Here is a 20,984-nt window from a genome sequence, read left to right on the forward strand (position 1 = left end):
GCTTGGGGCTGTGCAGCCGGTTTCAAGGCCCCGCCAGGGCGGGCATGATGCCGCGATGCGCAACACCGCCTCCGTCGCCGATGCCTTGCTGGGCGCCATCACCACCGGCCTGGGCGCCGGCCCGGCGCCGCGCGTGCGGGCCATCCACCTGCCGCCGGTGCCCTGGACGGGCACCAAGGCCGGCGAATTCGCCGCGGTGGAGTTGGACAGCGGCGCCATCGGCCTGAGCTATGTGCTGCTGGACGACACCCTGGCCGCGCTGGCCGGCCTGGACGGCGCCCGCCTGGTGGGCCGCGACGCGCTGGCCCTGGCCCGCCTGTGGCGCGACGGCCACGGCGCCGAGCGCACCCTGGGCTTTGCCGCGGTGAATGCGCTCAGCCGCCACCTGCTGGACCAGGCCGGCACCGTGCCGCCCACCGCCACCGATTCCATCGGCGGCCTGGTACCCACCGCGGGTGAGCGCATCGGCATGGTCGGCTTCTTCCCGCCGCTGGTGCGGCAGATCGCCGGCACCGGCGCCCGGCTGACGGTGGTGGAACTGCGCGCCGACCTGGCCGGCGCCCACCCGGGCTTCGAGGTCACGCTGGACCCGGCCGCGCTGCAGGCCTGCCCGCAGGTGCTGGTGACCAGCACCGTGCTGCTGAACGACAGCCTGGATGCCATGCTGGCCCACTGCCGCGGCGCCCGGGCGGTGGCCATGGTCGGCCCCGGTGCCGGCTGCCTGCCGCAGCCGCTGTTCGACCGCGGCATCACCGCACTGGGCGGCACCTGGGTCGAGGACGGCCCGGCGCTGACCGCCGCGCTGCGCAGCGGTGCACCCTGGAGCGGTTTCGCCCGCAAGGTGCTGTGGCGCCGCCCCTGACACCGCGTCCTTGACCTTGGGCACCAGGCCGCCCGGACGGCCGTGGCATGCTCAGGATCCCCTGATCCGGCATTCCGCCCGCTGCTTCCATGGCCGACGCGCCCGCTGCCTCCGCATCCCCCGCCACCGCACCGCCCGGCCTGGCCGCGCTGCGCATCGACCGCAGCGCCGCACCGCTGCAGCGCCGCCGCCGGCGCTGGCCCTGGGTCTTGGCAGCGCTGGTGGTGGCCGGCGCCGCCGCGCTGGCGCTGATGCCGCGCAAGACGGCGGTGCAGACCACCGCGGTGCTGGCGGCCTACCCGTCGCAGCAGTACGCCGAGCTCACCGCCTCGGGTTACGTGGTGGCGCAGCGCCGCGCGGCCGTGGCCAGCAAAGGCACCGGCCGGCTGGTGGAGCTGAACGTGCGCGAAGGCAGTCTGGTGAAACAGGGTGACCTGATCGGCCGGCTGGACGCCAGCGATGTGCAGGCGGCCATCGGCGCCACCCAGGCCGGTGTGGCCCAGGCCCAGGCCGCCCGCGCCCAGGCCGAGGCGGCACTGGGCCAGGCCCGCGCCGAGCTGGCCAATGCCGAGGTGGAACTGCAGCGCCAGCAGGCCCTGCAGGGCCAGGGCTTCATCTCGGCCCAGGCGGTGGATGCGGCAGTGCGGCGGCTGGCGGTGGCCCGCTCGGCGCTGGCCACCCAGCAGGCGGCGGTGGCCACCGCCCAGGCCGCCATCGCCCAAAGCCAGGCCCAGGTGCGGGTGCAGCAGGTGAACCAGGCCAACACCGAGATCCGCGCACCCTTCGACGGCGTGGTGCTGGTGAAGAACGCCAACGTGGGCGACATGATCACGCCGTTCTCCAGCGCCAGCGGCACCTCGGGCGCGGTGGTGACCATGGCCGACCTGCGCACGCTGGAGGTGGAGGCCGACGTCAGCGAGAGCAATGTGGCCAGGATCAAGCCGGAGCAGCCGGTCGAGATCACGCTGGATGCCCTGCCCGACCAGCGCTGGCGCGGCAATGTGTCGCGCATCGTGCCCACGGTCGACCGGGCCAAGGCCACGGTGATGACCAAGATCCGCTTCGAGGCGCTGGACCCGCGCATCCTGCCGGAGATGAGCGCCAAGGTCAGCTTCCTGTCGCGCCCGGCCACCGCCGAGGACCAGAAGCCGGTGATCGCGCTGAACCCCAAGGCGGTGGTGCAGCGGGATGGCAAGCCGGTGGTCTTTCGCCTGAGCGGCGACACGGTGGAGCAGGTGCCCGTCACCCTGGGCCGCCCGATCGGCGACCTGCAGGAAGTGACCGGCGGCACGCTGAAATCCGGCGAGCGGGTGGTGCTGGCGCCCGATGCCAAGCTGGCGGCCGGCGCGCAGGTGACGGTCACCGCCAAATGACACCCCTCATCCGCATCAGCCACCTCAGCAAGGGCTATGTGCGCGGCGGCCAGGCCATCCCGGTGCTGCTGGACATCGAGCTCGACGTGATGCAGGGTGAATTCGTCGCGCTGATGGGCCCCAGCGGCTCGGGCAAGAGCACGCTGCTGAACCTGATCGCCGGCATCGACAAGCCCAGCAGCGGCCGCATTCAGATCGCCGGCACCGACATCGCCCGGCTGGGCGAAGGCGCGCTGGCCGACTGGCGCGCCGCCAACGTCGGCTTCATCTTCCAGTTCTACAACCTGCTGCCGGTGCTGAGCGCCTTCGACAACGTGGAGCTGCCGCTGCTGCTGACCGGCCTGTCGGCCCGCGAGCGCCACCAGCGCGTGGCCCAGGTGCTGAACCTGGTCGGCCTGAACGACCGCGCCGACCACTACCCCAACGAGCTGTCGGGCGGCCAGCAGCAGCGGGTGGCCATCGCCCGCGCGCTGGTGACCGACCCGGCGCTCATCGTGGCCGACGAGCCCACCGGCGACCTCGACCGCACCACCGGTGAAGAGGTGCTGGCTCTGCTGGACGCGCTGGTGCAGCAGCTGGGCAAAACCATCGTGATGGTGACGCACGACCCCAAGGCCGCGGCCCGCGCGGGGCGCATCGTCCACCTGGAAAAGGGCGTGCTGGTGAACGACCAGCCGGCATGACGTGTTTTTGCTGAAGCTGCTGCTGAAGAACGCCTTCCGCCACAAGCTGCGCACCGGCCTGACGGTGCTGGGCCTGGTGGTGGCGATCTGCGCCTTCGGCCTGCTGCGCACCATCGTCGACGCCTGGTATGCCGGCGTCGAGGGCAGCAGCAGCACAAGGCTGATCGTGCGCAGCAACATCTCGCTGACCTTTCCGCTGCCGCTGAACTATGCGCAGCGCCTGCGCGGGCTGGAGGGCGTGCGCCAGGTCAGCTGGTCGAACTGGTTCGGCGGCGTGTACATCACCGAGCGCAACTTCTTTCCGCAGTTCGCGGTCGACCCGGCCACCTACCTGCCGCTGTACCCCGAGTACAAGATCCCCGACGCCGAGCGCAACGCCTTCCTGCGCGACCGGCAGGGCGTGCTGGTCGGCCGCAAGCTGGCGGACAAGTTCGGCTGGAAGGTGGGCGACCAGATCCCGCTGCGCGGCACCATCTACCCCGGCACCTGGACCTTCACGCTGCGCGGCATCTGGGACGGCGCCGACGCCAAGACCGACGAGAGCCAGCTGCTGATGCACTGGGCCTACATCAACGAGAGCATCCGCCAGCGCTTCAAGGGCCGCGGCGACGTGGTGGGCGTCTACATCGTCGGCATCGACGACCCGAACAACGCCGCCGCGGTGGGCCAGCGCATCGACAAGCAGTTCGCCAACTCGCTGGCCGAGACCATGACCGAGACCGAGGCGGCGTTCCAGCTCAGCTTCGTGTCGATGAGCGAGGCCATCCTGGTGGCGGTGCAGGCGGTGAGCCTGATCATCGTGGTCATCATCATGGCGGTGATGGCCAACACCATGACCATGACCGCCCGCGAGCGCCTTGCCGAATACGCCACGCTGAAGGCGCTGGGCTTTCCACCCGGCTTCGTGGTGCGGCTGCTGCTGGGCGAAAGCCTGCTCATTGCCGCGATCGGCGGCGTGGCCGGGCTGCTGCTGACCTGGCCGCTGGCAGCCGCCTTCCGCAGTGCGGCGGGCACGCTGTTCCCGATCTTCCAGGTGTCGGCGCTGACGATGGCGCTGCAGTTGGTGGCTGCCCTCATCGTCGGCCTCGTCGCCGCGGCCTGGCCGGCCTGGCGCATGGGGCGCATCGACATCGTCAACGGCCTGCGCCACGTCGGATGACCCGCCGATGAAAGCAGTGCCACTGGCCTACATCGCCCGCAACCTGTGGGTGCGGCGTGTCACCACGCTGCTGACGGCCGGCGGCATGGCGCTGGTGGTCTATGTCTTCGCCACCGTGCTGATGATGAGCGAGGGCATCCGCAGCACCCTGGTGGCCACCGGCCAGGCCGACAACGTGATGGTGCTGCGCCAGGGTGCCGGTGCCGAGATCAACAGCGCCATCGAGCGTGGCCAGGCGGCCATCCTGTCCACCCTGCCCGGCATCGCCACCGATGCGCTGGGCCGTCCGCTGCTCAGTGCAGAGCCTGTGGTGCTGATCAACCTGCCCAAGCGCAGCAACGGCAAGCCGAGCAACGTGACGGTGCGCGGCACCTCCGAGACCGGCCTGCAGCTGCGGCCGGGCGTGCGCATCGTCGAGGGCCGCATGTTCCGCCCCGGCACCAGCGAGATCGTGGTCGGCCGCAGCACCGCCGACGGCTTTGCCGGCGTGGACGTCGGCGCCAGCCTGCGCTTTGCCGGGCGCGACTGGCTGATCGTCGGCCGCCACGACTCGGGCCGCAGCGGCTTCGATTCCGAGATCTGGGGCGACGCCGAGCAGATGGCCCAGGCCTTCCGCCGCACGGTGTTCTCCATCGTCGTCTTCCGCCTGGCCGATGCCAGCCTGTACGACAGCGTGAAGGAGCGCATCGACGCCGACCCGCGGCTGAAGCTGGAGGCCAAGCCCGAGATCCGCTTCTATGCCGAGCAGAGCGAGGCACTGGCCACCTTCATCAACATCCTGGGGCTGAGCCTGGCGGTGATCTTCTCGATCGGCGCGGTGGTGGGCGCGATGATCACCATGTTCGCCGCCGTGGCGCAGCGCACCGGCGAGATCGGCACGCTGCGGGCGCTGGGCTTTCGCCGCGGTGCGGTGCTGGCGGCGTTCCTCGTGGAGAGCCTGCTGCTGTCGGCCATCGGCGGTGTGCTGGGCCTGGCCGCGGCCAGCGCGATGCAGGCGGTGGATGTGTCGACCACCAACTTCCAGACCTTCGCCGAACTGGCCTTCCGCTTCGTGCTGACGCCCACCATCGCGGGGCAGGCGCTGGCCTTTGCGCTGGCGATGGGGGTGGTGGGCGGCTTCATCCCCGCCTGGCGGGCGGCGCGGCTGCAGATCGTCGACTGCCTGCGGGCCGCCTGAGGTCCAGGCAACAAAAAAAGGCGCCCGCAGGCGCCTTCTCGGGAGCAGACCGCGTCAGGCCCGGTACGGCGACGGATCGAACTGCTTCAGGTTCAGCGCCCGCCACACCCGTTCCGCCGTCACCGGCATCTGGATGGCCTCGGCCGCCGCGCCCAGGCCGGCGTGGTCCAGCGCGTCGATCACCGCGTTGACCACCGCCGGCGTGGCGCCGATGGTGCCCAGTTCACCCACGCCCTTCACGCCCAGGGCGTTGGTCTTGCACGGGATGCTGGTGTCGAACTGGGTCTTGAAGCCGAGGAAGCCGTCGGCGTGCGGCATGGCGTAGTCCATGAAGCTGGCGCTCTGCAGCTGGCCGGTCTCGCGGTCATAGGCCACCCGCTCGCACAGCGCCTGGCCGATGCCCTGCACTGCGCCGCCTTCGATCTGGCCTTCGACGATGGTGGGGCTCACCACGCGGCCGATGTCGTTGACCGAGGCATAGGCCACCACGGCCACCTCGCCGGTGGCGGGGTCGAGTTCCACCTCGCACACATGGCAGCCGTTGGGCCAGGTGGGGCCGGCAGCGGTGGCGCTGTCGGTGGCGGTGATGCGCCCACCCACCTGGCGCGCGGCCAGCTCGAACAGGCCGATGCCCAGGTCGGTGCCGGCCACGTTGAAGCGGCCCGCCAGGTACTCGATGTCGGCAGCCGGTGCTTCCAGGGCTTCGGCAGCCAGGGCCTTGGCCTCGTCCACCGTCTTCTTCGATGCCGCGCTGACGGCCGAGCCGCCGGTGAACAGCGAGCGCGAGCCGGCGCTGCCGAAGCCGTTGGCCCGGTCGGTGTCGCCCTGCAGCACGCGGATGCGGTCGATCGGCACGCCGAACACATCCACCGCCAGCTGGGCATAGCTGGTGGCGATGCCCTGGCCCATGGCCTGGGTGGCGCTGCCCAGCTCGATGAAGCCATCGGCGGTGATGTTCACGGTCACCGATTCGACCAGCGCATTGCCGCCGGTCCATTCCAGGAAGGTGGCGATGCCGCGGCCGCGCCGCTTGCCGGCGGCCTCGCTCTGCGCCCGGCGGGCGGCAAAGCCGTCCCAGTCGGCCAGGGCCAGGCCCTGGTCGAGGATCTGCGGGAACGCGCCGCTGTCATACACCTGGCCCATCGGGTTGGTGTAGGGCATCTGCTCCGGGCGGATCATGTTCTGGCGGCGCAGCGCGGCCGGGTCCATCTTCAGCTTGCGGGCGGCCGCGTCCATCAGCCGCTCGATCAGGTAGATGGCCTCGGGCCGGCCGGCACCCCGGTAGGCGCCGGTGGGCGTGGTGTTGGTCAGCACCGCGACGAACTGCTCGTCGATGACCGGGATGTCGTAGATGCTGGTCGACACCCAGGGGCCGATCAGCACCTGGATGGCGATGCCGGTGGCGGTGCCGTAGGCACCCACGTTGGCATAACCCTTGACGCGCAGCGCCAGCGCCTTGCCGTTGGCGTCCAGCGCCAGTTCGGCCCGGCTGACCACGTCGCGGCCGTGCACCGCGCCCAGGAATTCATCGATGCGGTCGGCGCGCCACTTCACCGGGCGCTTCAGCGTCCAGGCGGCATAGCCGATGGCGATGTCCTCGGGGTAGATGCCGGTCTTCATGCCGAAGCCGCCGCCCACGTCGCCCACCAGCACCCGCACGCCTTCGGGCGTCAGGCCGGGGATGGCATCGGCCAAGCCGCCGCGCACGGCAGTGGGCATCTGGCTGGACAGGCGCACCACCAGGCGGCCGGCGTCGGGGCCGTCGGCCGGCACCCGGGCCGACACGGCACGCGGCTCGATCGGGCTGGGCGCCAGGCGCTGGTTGTCCACGTCCACCGACACGGTGTGCGCTGCCGCGGCAAACGCGGCGGCCGTGGCGGCCACGTTGCCGTGCGCCATGCCGGCGGCGATGTTGTCGGGCGCGTCGTCACACAGTGCCGGGGCGCCGGGCGCCATCGCATCGAAGGCATTCACCACGGCCGGCAGCTCGTTGTAGTCGACCTGGATGGCATCGGCCGCAGCGCGCGCCTGGTCGACGCTGTCGGCCACCACCGCCGCCACCGCCTCGCCGACGAAGCGCACCCGGCCGTGGGCCAGGGCGCGGCGCGGCGCGGTGGCGCCGGGCTTGCCGTCGGGCCGGGGGAAGGGCACGCCGGCCATCGGCTTGACGCCGGCGGCCGCCAGGTCGGCGCCGGTGTAGACGGCCACCACGCCCGGCATGGCCAGGGCGGCGCTGGTGTCGATGCCGGTGATGTCGGCATGGGCGTACGGGCTGCGCAGGAAGACCAGGTGGGTCTGCCCGGGCAGGGTTTCGTCGTCGGTGTAGCGGCCCTGGCCGGTGACCAGGGCCGGGTCTTCGATGCGGCGGACGGTCTTGCCGCTGCCGAACATGCGGGCTTCCATCGGTGCGTTCATGCGGTGGCTCCTGCCATGGTGGTGGCGGCTTGCTGCACGGCGGCCACGATCTTGACGTACCCGGTGCAGCGGCACAGGTTGCCTTCCAGCGCGTGCTGCACTTCGGCGTCGGTCGGCTTGGGGTTCTTGGCCAGCAGGCAGGCGCTGGTCATCAGCATGCCGGGGGTGCAGAAGCCGCACTGCAGGCCGTGGCAGTCCATGAAGGCCTGCTGCAACGGGTGCAACTGCGCATCCTGGGCCAGGCCCTCGACGGTGGTGACGGTCGCGCCCTGGGCCTGCACGGCCAGCAGGCTGCAGCTCTTGACCGACTCACCATTGACCAGCACGGTGCAGGCGCCGCACTGGGCGGTGTCGCAGCCGGCGTGGGTGCCGGTGAGCGCCAGTGGCCCGCGCAGCAGGTCGATCAGCAGGGTGGACGGCGCCACGTCGGCGGCAACGGCCTGGCCGTTGACGGTGAGCTTCAAGGGAATCATGCACGGTCTCCTGGAGAAAACACTTTCCAGGCGATGGTAGCGGCAAGGCGCGGCGCCCGCTGTCCGGGCCGGCCCGAAGCCCCGGCGACCGCGCGCCTAGCGGCGCCGTGCGATGGCCTGCAGCGAGGCCGCCGACAGGACCAGCAACACCAGCCCACCCAGCAGCCAGAAGCGGTGTTCGCGCAGGAACTGCACCGTGTCGGTCACCAGCTCGCCCAGTTCCCCGGTGTCACCTGGCGTGCGCACCCGGTCGGCCCTGCCGGACTGGCCCTCCGTTTGACCGCCGCCAGCGCCTGCGCCGGCGTAGGCATGGCTCGGCATGTCGGAGCCGCGGCCGGACGGCGACGTGTTCAGCCACTCCCGGCGTTCAGTCGCACCTGGTGCGATCACGCTGTCCTGGCCTTGCAGGCCCAGTGGCACCAGGATGCCGCGTGGTTCTGCGACAGGCAGGGCTCGCCCGTTCTGCGGGATCTCGCCGGTGCGCAACGGCGCCTGGCCGGCGCTGTCACCGGCACGGCGGGCATCCAGCAGCAGATCCAGGTTGCGCTGGCTGGTGTTGGTGTCGACAGTGAGCGCCCGCTCCAGGGTCGACGCCGCCGGCACCGGCAGGCCACCGCCTGCCTGCAGCAGATCGACCGACGGCTGCACCACCGCCGCCTGCGCCCCCAGCGCCCAGATGGCCGTCAGCAGCCACCCGAGGCAGGTACGCAGCGGCGCACGCCAGAGGACAGACAACAGGGACAAGGCAGGCATGGCGCGGCGGGCAGGGGCCGGACGGACACCGGCGCGGGTCGGAAACATTCCGATACACGGATTCTGCGGACCGCGGCGGCGCGGCGCCAGCCCGCAAACCCGGGAGGCCGGCGCCGGCCCGGCTCAGACCAGCACTTCGACGCAGTGCGGATGGCCGAGGAAGTTCTGCGGACTGCTGCTGGCGCCATAGGCGCCCGACTGGTAGACCACCGCCAGGTCACCCACCTCGGCCACCGGCAGCAGCATGCGGTCAGCCAGCAGGTCCAGCGGCGTGCACAGCGGACCGACGACCGACGCCACCTCCCGCTCGGCCGACGCGGCCTTGTTGCCGATGGTGACCGGGTAGTTCTTGCGCACCACCTGGCCGAAGTTGCCCGATGCCGACAGGTGGTGGTTGAGCCCGCCGTCGGTCACCAGGTAAATCTGGCCGCGCGAGACCTTGCGGTCGACGATGCGGGTGACGTACACCCCGGCCTCGCCGACGAAATAGCGGCCCAGCTCGATGACGATGCCGGCCTGCGGCATGTCCTGCGCGGCGCGGGCACACAGCGCGGCCAGGTTGGCGCCGATGGGTGCCAGGTCCAGCGGCTGCTCGCCAGGGAAGTACGGAATGCCGAAGCCGCCGCCCAGGTTGAGGAAGCGCACCGGCGCCGGCGCCAGCGCCGCCAGCCGCAGCGCCAGCTCGTAGCTCTTGGTCTGCGCCTCGCAGATGGCCTCGGCCCGCAGGTTCTGCGAACCGGCGAACAGATGGAAGCCCTCGAACTGCAGGCCCTCGGCGGCGATGCGGGCAAACACCTCGGGCAACTGCTCGACATCGATGCCGAACTGCTTGGGCCCGCCGCCCATCTTCATGCCCGAGCCCTTGAGCTCGAAGTCGGGGTTGACGCGCACGGCCACCCGCGCCGGCAGACCCAGCTCACGCGAGGCGGCACCCAGCACGGCCAGCTCACGCAGGCTCTCCACATTGACCAGCACCCGCGACGCCACCGCCTGGCGCAGCTCCGGGTCGCGCTTGCCGGGGCCGGCGAAGCTGATCTCGGCCGGGTGGGCGCCGGCATCCAGCGCCACCTTCAGCTCGCCGGCCGAGGCCACGTCGATGCCGTCGACCAGCCCGGCCATCAGGCCGACGACCGCCGGCATCGGGTTGGCCTTCATCGCGTAGTGCAGCTTCACCGCCGCCGGCAGCACCGCGCGCAGCTGCGCCACCCGCTGGCGCAGCAGGCCGCGGTCGTAGGCATAGAACGGTGTCTGGCCGACGCGGGCAGCCAGCGTGGTCAGCAGTTCGCCGCCGACCACCAGCTGGCCGTCACGCTGGGCGAACTGCTGCATCGGCGCATGCTCGGGCGGCTTGCGCGGTGCGGGTGCGGTTGCGGCAGTCTCGGCGGCGGTGGAAAGGGTGGTGTCGGTCATGGTTTTGCAGAGGTTCACAGCGCAGCGGCCGCACGGCCCACGCCGATGTAGTCGATACCGAACGCGCGCATCAGCGCCGGCTCGTACAGGTTGCGCCCGTCCAGGATCAGCGGCTGCCTCAGCGTGGCCTTGATCTGGTCGAAGTCGGGCGTGCGGAATTCCTTCCACTCGGTGACGATCAGCAGCGCATCGGCACCTTCCAGCGCGGCACTCTGGTGCTCGACGAACTGCAGCCGCGGTGTGCCGGCCAGCACCCGGCGGGCCTCGGGCATGGCCACCGGGTCATAGGCCTGGATGGCGGCACCACGGCGGGTGAGCTCGGTGATCAACACCCGGCTGGGCGCCTCGCGCATGTCGTCGGTGTCGGGCTTGAAGGCCAGGCCCCAGACGGCAAAGGTGCGGCCGGTGAGGTCCTCGCCAAAGCGGGCCAGCACGCGCTGCACCAGCACCTGCTTCTGGCGTTCGTTGGCCTGTTGCACCGCCTGCAGCACGCCCAGCTGCAGGCCCTGCTCCTGGCCGGTGCGGATCAGCGCCTTCACATCCTTGGGAAAGCAGGAACCGCCATAGCCGGTGCCGGCGTACAGGAAGTGCGAACCGATGCGCTGGTCTGAGCCGATGCCCCTGCGCACCCACTCGATGTCGGCGCCCACGCGCTCGGCCAGCATCGCCAGCTCGTTCATGAAGCTGATGCGGGTTGCCAGCATGGCATTGGCGGCGTACTTGGTCAGCTCGGCGCTGCGCACATCCATCACCACCAGCTTGTCCTTGTTGCGCATGAAGGGTGCGTAGACGGCACGCATCAGCAAGCTGGCACGCTCGTCGTCGCAGCCGATGATGATGCGATCGGGCCGCATGAAGTCGTCGACGGCCGCCCCCTCCTTCAGGAACTCGGGATTGCTGACCACCGCGTAGGTCAGGTCCAGGCCGCGCTCGTCCAGCACCTGGGCGATGCGGGCGCGCACCTTGTCGGCCGTGCCCACCGGCACGGTGCTCTTGTCGACCACCACCTTGTAGTCGGTCATGTGGCGGCCGATGTTCTCGGCGGCGGCCAGCACATACTGCAGATCGGCCGAGCCGTCCTCGTCCGGCGGCGTGCCCACGCCGATGAACTGCAATGTCCCGTGGCCCACGGCCGCAGCGACATCGGTGGTGAACTGCAGCCGGCCAGCAGCCGCGTTGCGGGCGATCGCAGCATCCAGGCCGGGCTCACGGATGGGCACTTCACCGCGCTTGAGCATGTCGATCTTGCGCGGGTCCACATCCAGGCAGACCACGTGGTTGCCCATCTCCGCCAGACAGGCCCCCGTGACCAGCCCCACATACCCCGCACCCATCACAGTGATCTTCATGCGTGCAAGCTCCCATCCACCTGCGGACAACAGCAGTCGATTCTGCCTGCCAGCCGTGTAGCCAACGTGACCGCTCCACCGCCAACGTGCCGATTGCCACGGTTTCGCCGCACCGGGTTGGCTGGCACCAGCGGCGAGCGGCAACAATGCGGCCCCGCGCGCGGGCCTGGCGCTGCCCCTCTCTCCCGCCCCGATCCATGCACATCCTGCTCACCGGCGCAGCCGGCTTCATCGGCTCCCATGTCGCCCGCATCCTGCTGGACCGTGGCGACACCGTGGTCGGCCTGGACAACCTGAACGCCTATTACGACCCCCAGCTCAAGCGCGACCGGCTGGCCCGGCTGACCGATGACGCCGGCTTCCGCTTCGTGCAGGCCGATGTGGAGAACCGCAGCGCCATCCCGGCACTGTTCGCCGCCGAGAAGTTCGACCGCGTGGTGCACCTGGCGGCGCAGGCCGGCGTGCGGCACTCGCTGGTCGACCCGCATGCCTACATCGACAGCAACATCGTCGGCTTCATGAACATCCTGGAGGGCTGCCGCCACCATGGCGTCCAGCATCTGGTGTACGCGTCCAGCAGCAGCGTCTACGGCGGCAACACGGCCATGCCGTTCTCCGAGCACCACGGCGTCGACCACCCGGTGAGCCTGTACGCGGCCAGCAAGAAGGCCAACGAGCTGATGGCGCACACCTACAGCCATCTGTTCAACCTGCCGACGACGGGCCTGCGCTTCTTCACCGTCTACGGCCCCTGGGGCCGACCGGACATGGCGCTGTTCCTGTTCACCCGCGCCATCCTGGCGGGCGAGCCGATCCAGGTGTTCAACCACGGCAAGATGGTGCGCGACTTCACCTACATCGACGACATCGCCGCCGGCGTGGTGCACACGCTGGACCGCCCGCCCCAGCCCGATGCCAGCTACGACAAGGCCGCTGCCGACACCGCCAGCAGCTGGGCGCCCTACCGGGTGTTCAACATCGGCAACCACGACCCGGTACCGCTGATGGACTTCATCGCCGCCATCGAGCGCCACACCGGCAAGACAGCCCAGAAGGTGCTGATGGACATCCAGCCGGGCGATGTGCCGGCCACCTACGCCGACGTGTCGGCCCTGGAGGCCTGGACGGGCTTCAAGCCGGCGACCTCGATTGACGACGGCGTGGGCCGCTTCGTCGCGTGGTACCGCGACTACTTCAGGGTGTGACCGCGCCGGGGCCCGCCGCGTAGAAGTGCGGATTCTCGAAACCCGATTTGCCGTAGGCCAGCGGCGCACTGCCATCGATGCGCCACACCTCGCCACCCGCAGCAGCCAGCACGGCATGGCCGGCGGCAATGTCCCACTCCATGGTGCGGCCATGGCGCGGGTACAGGTCGGCCGCGCCTTCGGCCAGCAGGCACAGCTTCAGCGACGAGCCGGCATTGGTCAGCTGGGCCACGCGCCGGCCGGCCAGGAAGGCGTCCAGCGCCGCCGCATCGCCATGCGAACGGCTGGCCACGACGGTCAGGCCGTCGGCCGGCACCGCTCGGCAGTGGATCGGTCGGCGTCCCTGGCTGTCCTCCACCCAGGCGCCGGAGCCTGCCGCACCGGCAAACAGCCGACCTGCAGGGCCGCCCACGGCCGGTGCCAGCACCACGCCGGCCACCGGCCGGCCCTGGTCGATCAGCGCAATGTTGACGGTGAACTCGCCGTTGCGCGAGATGAACTCCCGCGTGCCGTCCAGCGGGTCGACCAGCCAGAACCGGCCGGCTGACACGTCAGGCGTGCGGCCGGCGGCCACCGATTCCTCGGCCACCACCGGAATGTCCGGCGCCAGTTGCGCCAGTCCGGCCAGGATGACCGCCTCGGCCTGCTCATCGGCGGCGGTCACGGGCGAGGCGTCGCCCTTGCCGCGCACCGCGAAGTCGGTTGCATAGACGGCCATCACCACCTGGCCGGCGCGGCGGGCCAGCGCGGCGAGGTCGTCCAGGACCGCGGGGATCGACCTGCCAGCGATCACTGCCGCTCCAGCCACTGCGTGGCCAGCAGCTTGCGGTCGATCTTGCCGTTCGGATTGCGCGGCAGCGGGCCGGGCACCACATGCACGCCGTGGGGCACCATGTAGGCGGGCATGGACTGCTTGCAGATGGCCAGCAGCGCCGGCACGTCGACCGTGTCAGCGCCGGTCGGCGGCGTGGCGATCACCTGGATGGCCTGGCCCAGCGCCGGATGGTCGACCCCGAAGGCAGCGCACTCGCCCAGCATCCGCGTGGCGTACAGCACCTCTTCCACCTCGGTCGGGCTGACGCGGTAGCCGGAGGTCTTCATCATCTCGTCACGCCGGCCGATGAAGTACAGGAAGCCTTCGGCATCCTTGCGCACCGTGTCGCCCGAGTACACCGCGTACTCGGGCAACTGCAGGCCCGGCTCGCGCCCGCCCACGCCGGCCGGCAGCAACTTGTAGCGCTCGGCGGTCTTCTCGGCGTCGTTCCAGTAACCCTGGCCGACCAGGGCGCCGCGGTGCACCAGTTCGCCGGGCTCATCGGGGCCGCACTCGGTGCCGTCTTCGCGCAGCACCAGGATCTCGGCGTTGGGGATGGCCTTGCCGATGGAGTCGGGCCGGCGGTCGACCTCGTCGGGTGGCAGGTAGGTGGACCGGAACGCCTCGGTCAGGCCGTACATCAGGAAGGGCTTGGCCGACGGCGCACGCTGCCGCAGCGCATTCAATGTCTCGCGCGGCATGCGCCCGCCGGTGTTCGCGAAGTAGCGCAGGTGCTGGTCGATCTCGGCCGGCCAATCCATCTGGGTCAGCTGGATGTACAGCGGCGGCACGGCCGTGAGTCCGGTGACCCGGTGCTTGACCATGGCCTTGAGCACATCCCGCGGCAGCAGGTAGTTCAGCAACACCACCCTGGCACCGACGTGGAAGGCGGTGGTCAGCTGGCTGAAGCCGGCGTCGAAGCTGAGCGGCAGCGCCGCCAGCAGGGTGTCGGTTGGCCGGTTGTCGAGGTAGCTGGCCACGCTCTTCGCGCCGGCGACCATGTTGCGGTGGCTCAGCACCACGCCCTTCGGACGGCCGGTGGAGCCGCTGGTGTAGAGGATGGCGCAGAGGTCGGTGTCGATGACGCGGTGGCCGGCGCGGTCCGGCTGGGCCAGCAGATCCGCCCAGCCCAGCACCGCAACATGCGCAGCACCCGCCGCGGCTGGTGCGTCGCCTGTCACGACGACCTGGCGCAGTGACGGGCAGTCCTTCAGCACGTCGGCCAGCATGGCCAGCCTGTCGGGCGACGTCACCAGCACACGGACATCGCAGTCACGCAGGATGAATGCAACCTGCTCTGCCTTGAGCAGCGGGTTCAGCGGCACGAACACGCCACCCGCGGCCGGGGCGCCGAAGCTGGCGATCACGGTCTCGGGCCGCTTCTCCAGGTAGATGCCGACCCGCTCGGCGCGCTGCAGGCCCAATGCCATCAATCCCGCAGCGAAGGCGCGTACCGCACCTGCCAGGGTGGCATGGTCCGATTCCACATCGGCGAAGACCAGGGCGACATCGCCAGGCGCCCGGTCGGCTGCGCGCCAGACCAGCTCAGGCAACAGTGAGGACTCGCGGGCGTGGAATGAGGCCATTGCAAATGCGGTTTAGCAGCAACGGGAAAGTATGGCACGCGGCCCCTCTGCATCCGCACGCCACCGATGCACGTCAGCCAGGGCCTGCCGGCATAGTTCACGCACCGCCTGTCCGCAGGCCGCCAGCGTGGCCCGCTGAAAGATGGTGACGCCTAGAATCTGTCGCACTCCCCGAATTCAGCGCAAACCACGACATGGACATCCCCAAGGAACTTTCCAGCCTGCTCAACGAGGTGTTGAGCCTGGGTGGGCGTGCGTCGGGCTTCGTTGCCGAGACGCCGCTGCTCGGATCCATCCCGGAACTCGATTCGATGGCGGTGGTGACCCTGATCACGGCGATGGAAGAGCGCTTCGGCATCGTGGTGGACGACGACGACATCGATGGCGAGACCTTTGCCACGTTCGGGTCTCTTGCTGCGTTCGTCCAGGACAAGCTCGGCGCTTGAGTCGCCGCTGGTCACTCGGCCCGTCCCGGCCGCGCGCGCACGACAGGTCGTGCATCGAATCCAAGGGTCGTCGTGCAGGCGTTGTTCATTCCTGTTGCTGATGGCGGCAAGCGCTTCGCGCTGCTGCACGCACCGGCCGACCGGACCGTCCGATCGGCGGTGCTGTTCGTGGCGCCGTTTGCCGAAGAACTGAACAAGGTGCGCCGCATGGCGGCGCTGCAGGCCAGGGCGCTGGCGGGTGCCGACTGCGCCGTCCTCGTGCTGGATCTGGCGGGCTGCGGAGACAGCAGCGGCGAGTTCGCGTCGGCAACCTGGCAAGCCTGGGTCGACGACGTCGTTGCCGCAGCGGGCTGGCTGCATCAGCGGTGGCCGGATTCGCAGTTGTGGCTGTGGGGGGTGCGTGCGGGCTGCCTGCTGGCGGCAGAGGCCGCGGCACGCCTGCCACAGCGGCCGGCCCACCTGTGGTGGTCGCCGGTGCTGCAGGGCCGGGCGCACCTTGCACAGTTCCTGCGCATCCGCACGGCCGCGGAGATGCTGCGCGGCGGCGCGAAACTGGACCTCAAGGCCGAACTCGGCGCCGGCCGCCATGTCGACGTCGCAGGTTATCGGCTGGGCGCCGCCTTGGCACAGGGCTTGGGCGAGGCCCGCCTCGCAGCGCCGCTGGCCGCCCAGCGGGTGGTCTGGCTGGACACCGACAGCCGGCCGGATGCCAGTCCGCCGCCGCCCGTCCTGCAGTTGATCGACGCGCTGCGCACGCAGGGCCTGCCCGTGCAGCACGCCACCGTGCCGGGGCCCGCCTTCTGGCAGACCACGGAGATTGAACTGGCGCCGCTGCTGCTGGAAGCGACCAGCCGGGCCGTCTGCGGCCCCACCCCGGCAGGTGCGGCATGAGCGAGGACATCCCGCACGTCTTCGGCCCGCCCGATCGCCCGTTGGTCGGCATCCTGAGCCGCCCGGCGCAGCCCAGCGACACCGCCGTCCTGGTCATCGTGGGCGGCCCGCAGTACCGCATCGGCAGCCACCGCCAATTCGTCAGCCTGGCGCGTGCGATTGCCGACGCCGGGCATGCCGTGCTGCGCTTCGACCATGGCGGCATGGGCGACAGCGCTGGCGAGGCGCAAGGCTTCGAGTCTCTCGACGACGACATCGCGCTGGCACTGGACCTGCTGTACGCGCAGATCCCCGGCCTGCGCCAGGTGGTGCTGTGGGGCTTGTGCGACGGGGCCTCGGCCGCGCTGCTGTACTGGCATGCGCGGCGCGACCGGCGCGTGGGCGGCATGTGCCTGCTGAACCCATGGACCCGGTCCGCGCAGAGCCTGGCCCGCACCCATGTGCGCCACTACTACCTGCAGCGGCTGCGGCAGCCGGCGTTCTGGCGCAAGCTGCTGTCCGGTGGCGTGGCCTGGGACGCGCTGCGCGGACTGCTGGGCAACCTGCGCGCCGCGCGGCGCAGCGGCGCACACGCGGGCGATGCCGCCCTGTCCTTCCAGGACCGGATGGCGCGCGCATGGCGCGACAGTGACGTCCCCCTGCTGCTGCTGCTCAGCGGAGACGACTACACCGCCAAGGAGTTCCTGGAGACCGTGCACACGTCGCCGGCCTGGAACGGCGCGTTGACCCGCCGCGCGGTGACCCGCGAAGACCTGGCTGACGCCGACCACACCTTCTCCGACCCGGATGCGAAGCGGGCCGTCGAAGCCCGCACGATCGCCTGGCTGTCCGGGCTGGCCTCCCCACTCCCGAGCGATGGCGCACGAACATGAAGCGTGTTCTGATGGTCGCGTTCCACTTTCCGCCGCTGGCGGGCAGCAGCGGCATCCAACGCACCCTGCGGTTCGTGCAGCAACTGCCCGACCACGGCTGGCAGCCCCTGGTGGTCACTGCCCATCCCAGGGCCTACGAGCGCACCAGCCCGGACCTGCTGGCCGAGGTGCCCGAAGGCACGGTGGTCCGGCGCGCCCAGGCGCTGGACACGGCGCGCCACCTCGCCTTGGGCGGCAGGTACCTGGCGGCGCTGGCGCGGCCAGACCGCTGGATGAGCTGGAAGTGGGACGCCATCCGGCAAGGCCTCGACCTGGTGCGGACCCACCGCCCCGATGTCCTCTGGACCACCTACCCGCTGGCCACCAGCCATGCCATCGGCCTGGCGCTGCACCAGCGGACCGGGCTGCCCTGGGTGGCTGACTTCCGCGACCCGATGGCGCAGGACGGCTATCCCAGCGATCCGAAGGTCTGGGCCGCGTTCCAGCGCATCGAAGCCGCCACCGCCGCCCACGCCAGCGCCTGCTGCTTCACCACGCCCAGCGCGGCCCGCACCTACCGGGAACGCTATGCCGCGCGCGCAGACCGCATGCTGGTGCTGGAGAACGGTTACGACGAATCCACCTTCGCGCGGGCCGAGGCGACCCTCCAGGACCGCACAGCCCTGAACCCAGGCTGCCTCACCCTGCTGCACAGCGGCATCGTCTACCCGTCTGAACGCGACCCGACCCAGTTGATCGAGGCCCTGGGCCGGCTGCGCCTGCGCGGCATCGACGGCAGCAGGCTGCGCATCCGGTTCCGCGCGGCGATGGCCGATGACCTGCTGCGCACCTTGGCCGCGAAGCATGGCGTCGAGGACATGGTCGAGCTGCTGCCCCCGGTTCCCTATGCGGACGCCCTGGCGGAGATGCTGCGCGCCGACGCGCTGCTCGTGATGCAGGCCAGCAACTGCAACGAGCAGGTGCCGGCCAAGGTCTACGAGTACCTGCGCGCCGGCCGACCCATCGTGACCTTGACCGATCCTGATGGCGACACCTGGGGCGTGCTGCGCGGCGCCGGCCTCTCCACCGTTGCACGCCTGGATTCGACCGAGGAGATCGCAGCCGTGATGGACGGTCTGCTGCTGCGCGGCTTCCAGGGGTGCCTGGCCGACCAGGCAGCCACGGCGGCGGCCTCCCGGTCAGCGCGCACGGCCGAACTGGCGGCGCTGCTCAACCGCGTCGGCAGGCCGTGAGTGCCCGGTCACTGGCCGGCGCATGGGCCAGCCTGCGCCTGACCCTGCGGCAGCTCGGGCTGACCAACGGGCTGCTCTACATCCTGAACAGGCTGCTGGACCGCGCCTCGGGCGGGCGGGTGCGGCTGGTGAAGTACATGGTCGTGGCCCAACCCCTGGGGCTGGCCAGCGCCTCGGGCGTGCGCAGCAGCGGCAGCACCGTGCTCGAGGACGTGGACGCCAGCCATCCCTGGCGAGAGGACTTCCCGCGGCCGCAAGCGGTGATCGCGGCGCGCTACGCCAACGGTGCCCGCTGCCTGGCCGCCCAGGTGAAGGGGCGCTTCGCCGGCCATGTCTGGTGGCAGCGCGCACGCTACGAGGAAGACGAGGTCCGCTGCCACTTCCTGATGCGCGAGGCCGGCATTTCGGCCTGGGACTTCGACGTCTATGTGGAACCGAGGTACCGCCTCGGCCGCACGCTGGCGCTGCTGTGGATGGGCGCCGAGGCACGCATGCGCGACGAGGGCGTGCAGTGGACGTTCAGCCGGATCTCCGAGTTCAACGCCGAATCGCTGGCGGCCCATGCGCGGCTCGGCGCCACACCGGTGGCACGTGCCTTGTTCATCGTGGCCGGGCCCTGGCAACTGGCGTTGTTCAATGGCCCGCCATTCATCCACCTCTCGCTGGGCGTGGGCTCGGCGCCCACCCTGGCGGTCTCGCCGCCCCATCCGGGGCCGTCCCGGTCGGCTTGATGATGCGGCGCAGCCCGGGCAGCGCCAGGAATGCCGCAACAAACGCCTGCTAGAGTTGCCGATGTGACGCAGTTCCTTGTGGGATTCGCGGGCCATCGCTATCTTCCAGAGCCCTTGGAAGTCAACGGCATGACGCGCACGCCATCGTTCATGCTGCCCGGGCCTGGCGCCACGCCGGCTCACCGTTCCCACCGCACACCATGAACATCAGCATCTTCGGTCTCGGCTACGTCGGCGCAGTGTCGCTGGCCTGCCTGTCGCGCGACGGCCACCAGGTGATCGGCGTCGACATCGATGCCAGCAAGCTCGAACTCATCGCCGCAGGCAAGACGCCGGTGGTCGAGGAAGGCATGGTCGAGCTGATGCAGCAAGTGGCCACCGGCGGCCGGATGCGCGTGACGACCGACACCGAACAGGCGGTGGCCGACAGCGACCTGTCGCTGGTCTGTGTGGGCACCCCCTCCGCGGCCAACGGAAGCCAGGACCAGACCGCCGTGCTGCGACTGGCCGAGAGCATGGGTCGAGCCATCGCCCGCAAGACCACCCCGCACGTGGTGGTCTTCCGCTCGACGCTGGTGCCCGGCACGGTGGAGGATGTGCTGCGGCCGATCATCGAGCGCGAGTCCGGCAAGAAGGACGGCGAGGGCTTCCATTTGTGTTTCCAGCCCGAGTTCCTGCGGGAAGGATCGTCGATCCGCGACTACGACAAGCCGCCGTTCACGGTCGTCGGCGCCAACCACGACCATCCGGTGGCGATGCTGCAGGCCCTGTTCGGCCACCTGCCGTGCAAGTTCCTGCGGACCTCGGTGCGTTCGGCCGAGATGATGAAGTACTGCTGCAACAACTTCCACGCCCTCAAGATCACCTTCGCCAACGAGACGGCGCGCCTGTGCGGCGCACTGGGCGTCGACCCCTTCGAGGTGATGGACCTGGTGTGCCAGGACACGCAGCTGAACATCTCGCGCGCCTACCTCAAGCCGGGTTTCGCGTTCGGCGGATCCTGCCTGCCCAAGGATCTGCGCGCCACCAGCTACCTGGCCAAGACACGCGACGTCGAGCTGCCGATGCTGTCGTCCATCCTGGCCTCCAATGAACGCCACCTCGATGTGGCCTGCCAGCATGTGCTCGCCAGCGGCCGCCGCAAGATCGGCTTCATCGGCCTGTCATTCAAGACGGGCACCGACGACCTGCGCGAAAGCCCGCTGGTGACGCTGGCCGAGCGGCTGATCGGCAAGGGCCTGCAACTGAGCGTCTACGACCCCGAGGTCCACCTGGCGCAGCTGCTGGGGGCCAACCGCCGCTACGTCGAGACCCACCTGCCGCACATCGGGCAGCTGCTGCGTGCCGACCTGGCCGACGTGATCGCCGAATCGGACGTGCTGGTGGTGGGATTGATCGATGGCCGTGTCGACGACGCGCTGGCCCGGCTGTGCCGGCCCGACCAGCTGGTCCTCGATCTCGTGAATCTGCCGAACCGCGCCGCCATCGCCGCGCAGGTGCAGGGCCTGTGCTGGTGAGATGCAGGCCCGATCCGCGCCGTCCGTCGGCACCGG

The 20,984-nt window shown here is 70.5% G+C and carries 19 protein-coding genes; 12 read left to right on the plus strand and 7 right to left on the minus strand.

The genetic code is table 11. The features are described 5' to 3' along the window. Window positions 1-55 precede the first annotated feature (55 nt). From FFT10_RS17275 to FFT10_RS17295, 5 genes are all read left to right on the plus strand, one after another. On the plus strand, window positions 56-862 hold the full coding sequence (locus FFT10_RS17275; protein ID WP_137734106.1) for a Rossmann-like domain-containing protein: 807 nt from the start codon (window positions 56-58) through the stop codon (window positions 860-862). An 89-nt stretch (window positions 863-951) separates the two neighbouring features. Beyond that, window positions 952-2,235, plus strand: coding sequence for an efflux RND transporter periplasmic adaptor subunit (locus tag FFT10_RS17280; protein ID WP_137734107.1), 1,284 nt, complete (start codon window positions 952-954; stop codon window positions 2,233-2,235). Beyond that, entirely contained in the window at window positions 2,232-2,918 is a 687-nt protein-coding gene (locus tag FFT10_RS17285; RefSeq protein ID WP_137734108.1) for an ABC transporter ATP-binding protein, read from the plus strand. The genes FFT10_RS17280 and FFT10_RS17285 overlap by 4 nt, the downstream gene beginning before the upstream one ends. A 1-nt stretch (window position 2,919) precedes the next feature. After that, window positions 2,920-4,077 carry an ABC transporter permease gene (locus FFT10_RS17290; protein ID WP_137734109.1) on the plus strand — a complete coding sequence of 386 codons (1,158 nt, stop codon included), beginning with the start codon at window positions 2,920-2,922 and terminating at the stop codon, window positions 4,075-4,077. 7 nt (window positions 4,078-4,084) lie between these two features. Beyond that, on the plus strand, window positions 4,085-5,254 hold the full coding sequence (locus tag FFT10_RS17295) for an ABC transporter permease (RefSeq protein WP_137734110.1): 1,170 nt from the start codon (window positions 4,085-4,087) through the stop codon (window positions 5,252-5,254). Window positions 5,255-5,308: 54 nt separating this feature from the next. On the opposite strand, the gene FFT10_RS17300 is transcribed toward FFT10_RS17295, so the two are convergent. From FFT10_RS17300 to FFT10_RS17320, 5 genes are all read right to left on the minus strand, one after another. After that, on the minus strand, window positions 5,309-7,669 hold the full coding sequence (locus FFT10_RS17300) for a xanthine dehydrogenase family protein molybdopterin-binding subunit (protein WP_137734111.1): 2,361 nt from the start codon (window positions 7,667-7,669) through the stop codon (window positions 5,309-5,311). Then, window positions 7,666-8,142, minus strand: a complete 477-nt coding sequence (locus FFT10_RS17305; RefSeq protein WP_137734112.1) for a (2Fe-2S)-binding protein — start codon at window positions 8,140-8,142, stop codon at window positions 7,666-7,668. Before FFT10_RS17305 ends, FFT10_RS17300 begins: the two co-directional genes overlap by 4 nt. 96 nt (window positions 8,143-8,238) lie before the next feature. Further along, the gene (locus tag FFT10_RS17310) at window positions 8,239-8,895 is read right to left on the minus strand and encodes a hypothetical protein (RefSeq protein WP_137734113.1); all 657 of its coding nucleotides are present in this window, start codon (window positions 8,893-8,895) and stop codon (window positions 8,239-8,241) included. A 123-nt stretch (window positions 8,896-9,018) separates the two neighbouring features. Next, window positions 9,019-10,305 (minus strand): pyridoxal-dependent decarboxylase, exosortase A system-associated, encoded by a 1,287-nt coding sequence (locus tag FFT10_RS17315; protein WP_137734114.1) that lies wholly within the window; start codon window positions 10,303-10,305, stop codon window positions 9,019-9,021. 14 nt (window positions 10,306-10,319) lie between these two features. Next, window positions 10,320-11,654 carry a UDP-glucose dehydrogenase family protein gene (locus FFT10_RS17320; RefSeq protein ID WP_137734115.1) on the minus strand — a complete coding sequence of 445 codons (1,335 nt, stop codon included), beginning with the start codon at window positions 11,652-11,654 and terminating at the stop codon, window positions 10,320-10,322. Between the two features lie 197 nt (window positions 11,655-11,851). On the opposite strand from FFT10_RS17320, the gene FFT10_RS17325 reads away from it, so the two are divergent. Continuing rightward, window positions 11,852-12,859, plus strand: coding sequence for an NAD-dependent epimerase (locus tag FFT10_RS17325; protein ID WP_137734116.1), 1,008 nt, complete (start codon window positions 11,852-11,854; stop codon window positions 12,857-12,859). Here the strand turns inward: FFT10_RS17325 and cysQ are convergent. Further along, window positions 12,849-13,652 carry a 3'(2'),5'-bisphosphate nucleotidase CysQ gene (gene cysQ, locus FFT10_RS17330; RefSeq protein WP_137734117.1) on the minus strand — a complete coding sequence of 268 codons (804 nt, stop codon included), beginning with the start codon at window positions 13,650-13,652 and terminating at the stop codon, window positions 12,849-12,851. The two genes, FFT10_RS17325 and cysQ, sit on opposite strands and share 11 nt — an antisense overlap. Then, window positions 13,649-15,259 carry an acyl-CoA ligase (AMP-forming), exosortase A system-associated gene (locus tag FFT10_RS17335; protein WP_137734118.1) on the minus strand — a complete coding sequence of 537 codons (1,611 nt, stop codon included), beginning with the start codon at window positions 15,257-15,259 and terminating at the stop codon, window positions 13,649-13,651. The genes cysQ and FFT10_RS17335 overlap by 4 nt, the downstream gene beginning before the upstream one ends. Before the next feature lie 194 nt (window positions 15,260-15,453). Here FFT10_RS17335 and FFT10_RS17340 point away from each other — a divergent pair, with 194 nt between their 5' ends. From FFT10_RS17340 to FFT10_RS17365, 6 genes are all read left to right on the plus strand, one after another. Continuing rightward, on the plus strand, window positions 15,454-15,705 hold the full coding sequence (locus FFT10_RS17340) for a phosphopantetheine-binding protein (RefSeq protein ID WP_137734119.1): 252 nt from the start codon (window positions 15,454-15,456) through the stop codon (window positions 15,703-15,705). Window positions 15,706-15,777: 72 nt separating this feature from the next. Next, the gene (locus tag FFT10_RS17345; protein WP_137734120.1) at window positions 15,778-16,596 is read left to right on the plus strand and encodes a hydrolase 2, exosortase A system-associated; all 819 of its coding nucleotides are present in this window, start codon (window positions 15,778-15,780) and stop codon (window positions 16,594-16,596) included. Further along, the gene (locus tag FFT10_RS17350) at window positions 16,593-17,468 is read left to right on the plus strand and encodes a hydrolase 1, exosortase A system-associated (RefSeq protein ID WP_137734121.1); all 876 of its coding nucleotides are present in this window, start codon (window positions 16,593-16,595) and stop codon (window positions 17,466-17,468) included. The genes FFT10_RS17345 and FFT10_RS17350 overlap by 4 nt, the downstream gene beginning before the upstream one ends. Then, on the plus strand, window positions 17,465-18,700 hold the full coding sequence (locus tag FFT10_RS17355; RefSeq protein WP_137734122.1) for a glycosyltransferase: 1,236 nt from the start codon (window positions 17,465-17,467) through the stop codon (window positions 18,698-18,700). Before FFT10_RS17350 ends, FFT10_RS17355 begins: the two co-directional genes overlap by 4 nt. Next, a complete protein-coding gene (locus FFT10_RS17360; RefSeq protein WP_137734123.1) occupies window positions 18,697-19,431 on the plus strand; it encodes a GNAT family N-acetyltransferase in 735 nt (244 codons plus the stop codon). The genes FFT10_RS17355 and FFT10_RS17360 overlap by 4 nt, the downstream gene beginning before the upstream one ends. A 200-nt stretch (window positions 19,432-19,631) precedes the next feature. Beyond that, window positions 19,632-20,948, plus strand: a complete 1,317-nt coding sequence (locus tag FFT10_RS17365; RefSeq protein ID WP_137734124.1) for a nucleotide sugar dehydrogenase — start codon at window positions 19,632-19,634, stop codon at window positions 20,946-20,948. Window positions 20,949-20,984: the final 36 nt, after the last annotated feature.

It is taken from the genome of Pseudaquabacterium pictum, assembly GCF_005403045.1.
Classification (GTDB): Bacteria; Pseudomonadota; Gammaproteobacteria; order Burkholderiales; family Burkholderiaceae_C; genus Pseudaquabacterium; species Pseudaquabacterium pictum.

What these genes read in the sequence shown, in the direction of transcription:
- FFT10_RS17275 (WP_137734106.1), top strand. Translation starts at nt 56, where the DNA reads ATGCGCAACACCGCCTCCGTCGCCGATGCCTTGCTGGGCGCCATCACC.
- FFT10_RS17280 (WP_137734107.1), top strand. Translation starts at nt 952, where the DNA reads ATGGCCGACGCGCCCGCTGCCTCCGCATCCCCCGCCACCGCACCGCCC.
- FFT10_RS17285 (WP_137734108.1), top strand. Translation starts at nt 2,232, where the DNA reads ATGACACCCCTCATCCGCATCAGCCACCTCAGCAAGGGCTATGTGCGC.
- FFT10_RS17295 (WP_137734110.1), top strand. Translation starts at nt 4,085, where the DNA reads ATGAAAGCAGTGCCACTGGCCTACATCGCCCGCAACCTGTGGGTGCGG.
- FFT10_RS17300 (WP_137734111.1), bottom strand. Translation starts at nt 7,669, where the DNA reads ATGAACGCACCGATGGAAGCCCGCATGTTCGGCAGCGGCAAGACCGTC.
- FFT10_RS17305 (WP_137734112.1), bottom strand. Translation starts at nt 8,142, where the DNA reads ATGATTCCCTTGAAGCTCACCGTCAACGGCCAGGCCGTTGCCGCCGAC.
- FFT10_RS17310 (WP_137734113.1), bottom strand. Translation starts at nt 8,895, where the DNA reads ATGCCTGCCTTGTCCCTGTTGTCTGTCCTCTGGCGTGCGCCGCTGCGT.
- FFT10_RS17315 (WP_137734114.1), bottom strand. Translation starts at nt 10,305, where the DNA reads ATGACCGACACCACCCTTTCCACCGCCGCCGAGACTGCCGCAACCGCA.
- FFT10_RS17320 (WP_137734115.1), bottom strand. Translation starts at nt 11,654, where the DNA reads ATGAAGATCACTGTGATGGGTGCGGGGTATGTGGGGCTGGTCACGGGG.
- FFT10_RS17325 (WP_137734116.1), top strand. Translation starts at nt 11,852, where the DNA reads ATGCACATCCTGCTCACCGGCGCAGCCGGCTTCATCGGCTCCCATGTC.
- FFT10_RS17335 (WP_137734118.1), bottom strand. Translation starts at nt 15,259, where the DNA reads ATGGCCTCATTCCACGCCCGCGAGTCCTCACTGTTGCCTGAGCTGGTC.
- FFT10_RS17340 (WP_137734119.1), top strand. Translation starts at nt 15,454, where the DNA reads ATGGACATCCCCAAGGAACTTTCCAGCCTGCTCAACGAGGTGTTGAGC.
- FFT10_RS17350 (WP_137734121.1), top strand. Translation starts at nt 16,593, where the DNA reads ATGAGCGAGGACATCCCGCACGTCTTCGGCCCGCCCGATCGCCCGTTG.
- FFT10_RS17355 (WP_137734122.1), top strand. Translation starts at nt 17,465, where the DNA reads ATGAAGCGTGTTCTGATGGTCGCGTTCCACTTTCCGCCGCTGGCGGGC.
- FFT10_RS17365 (WP_137734124.1), top strand. Translation starts at nt 19,632, where the DNA reads ATGAACATCAGCATCTTCGGTCTCGGCTACGTCGGCGCAGTGTCGCTG.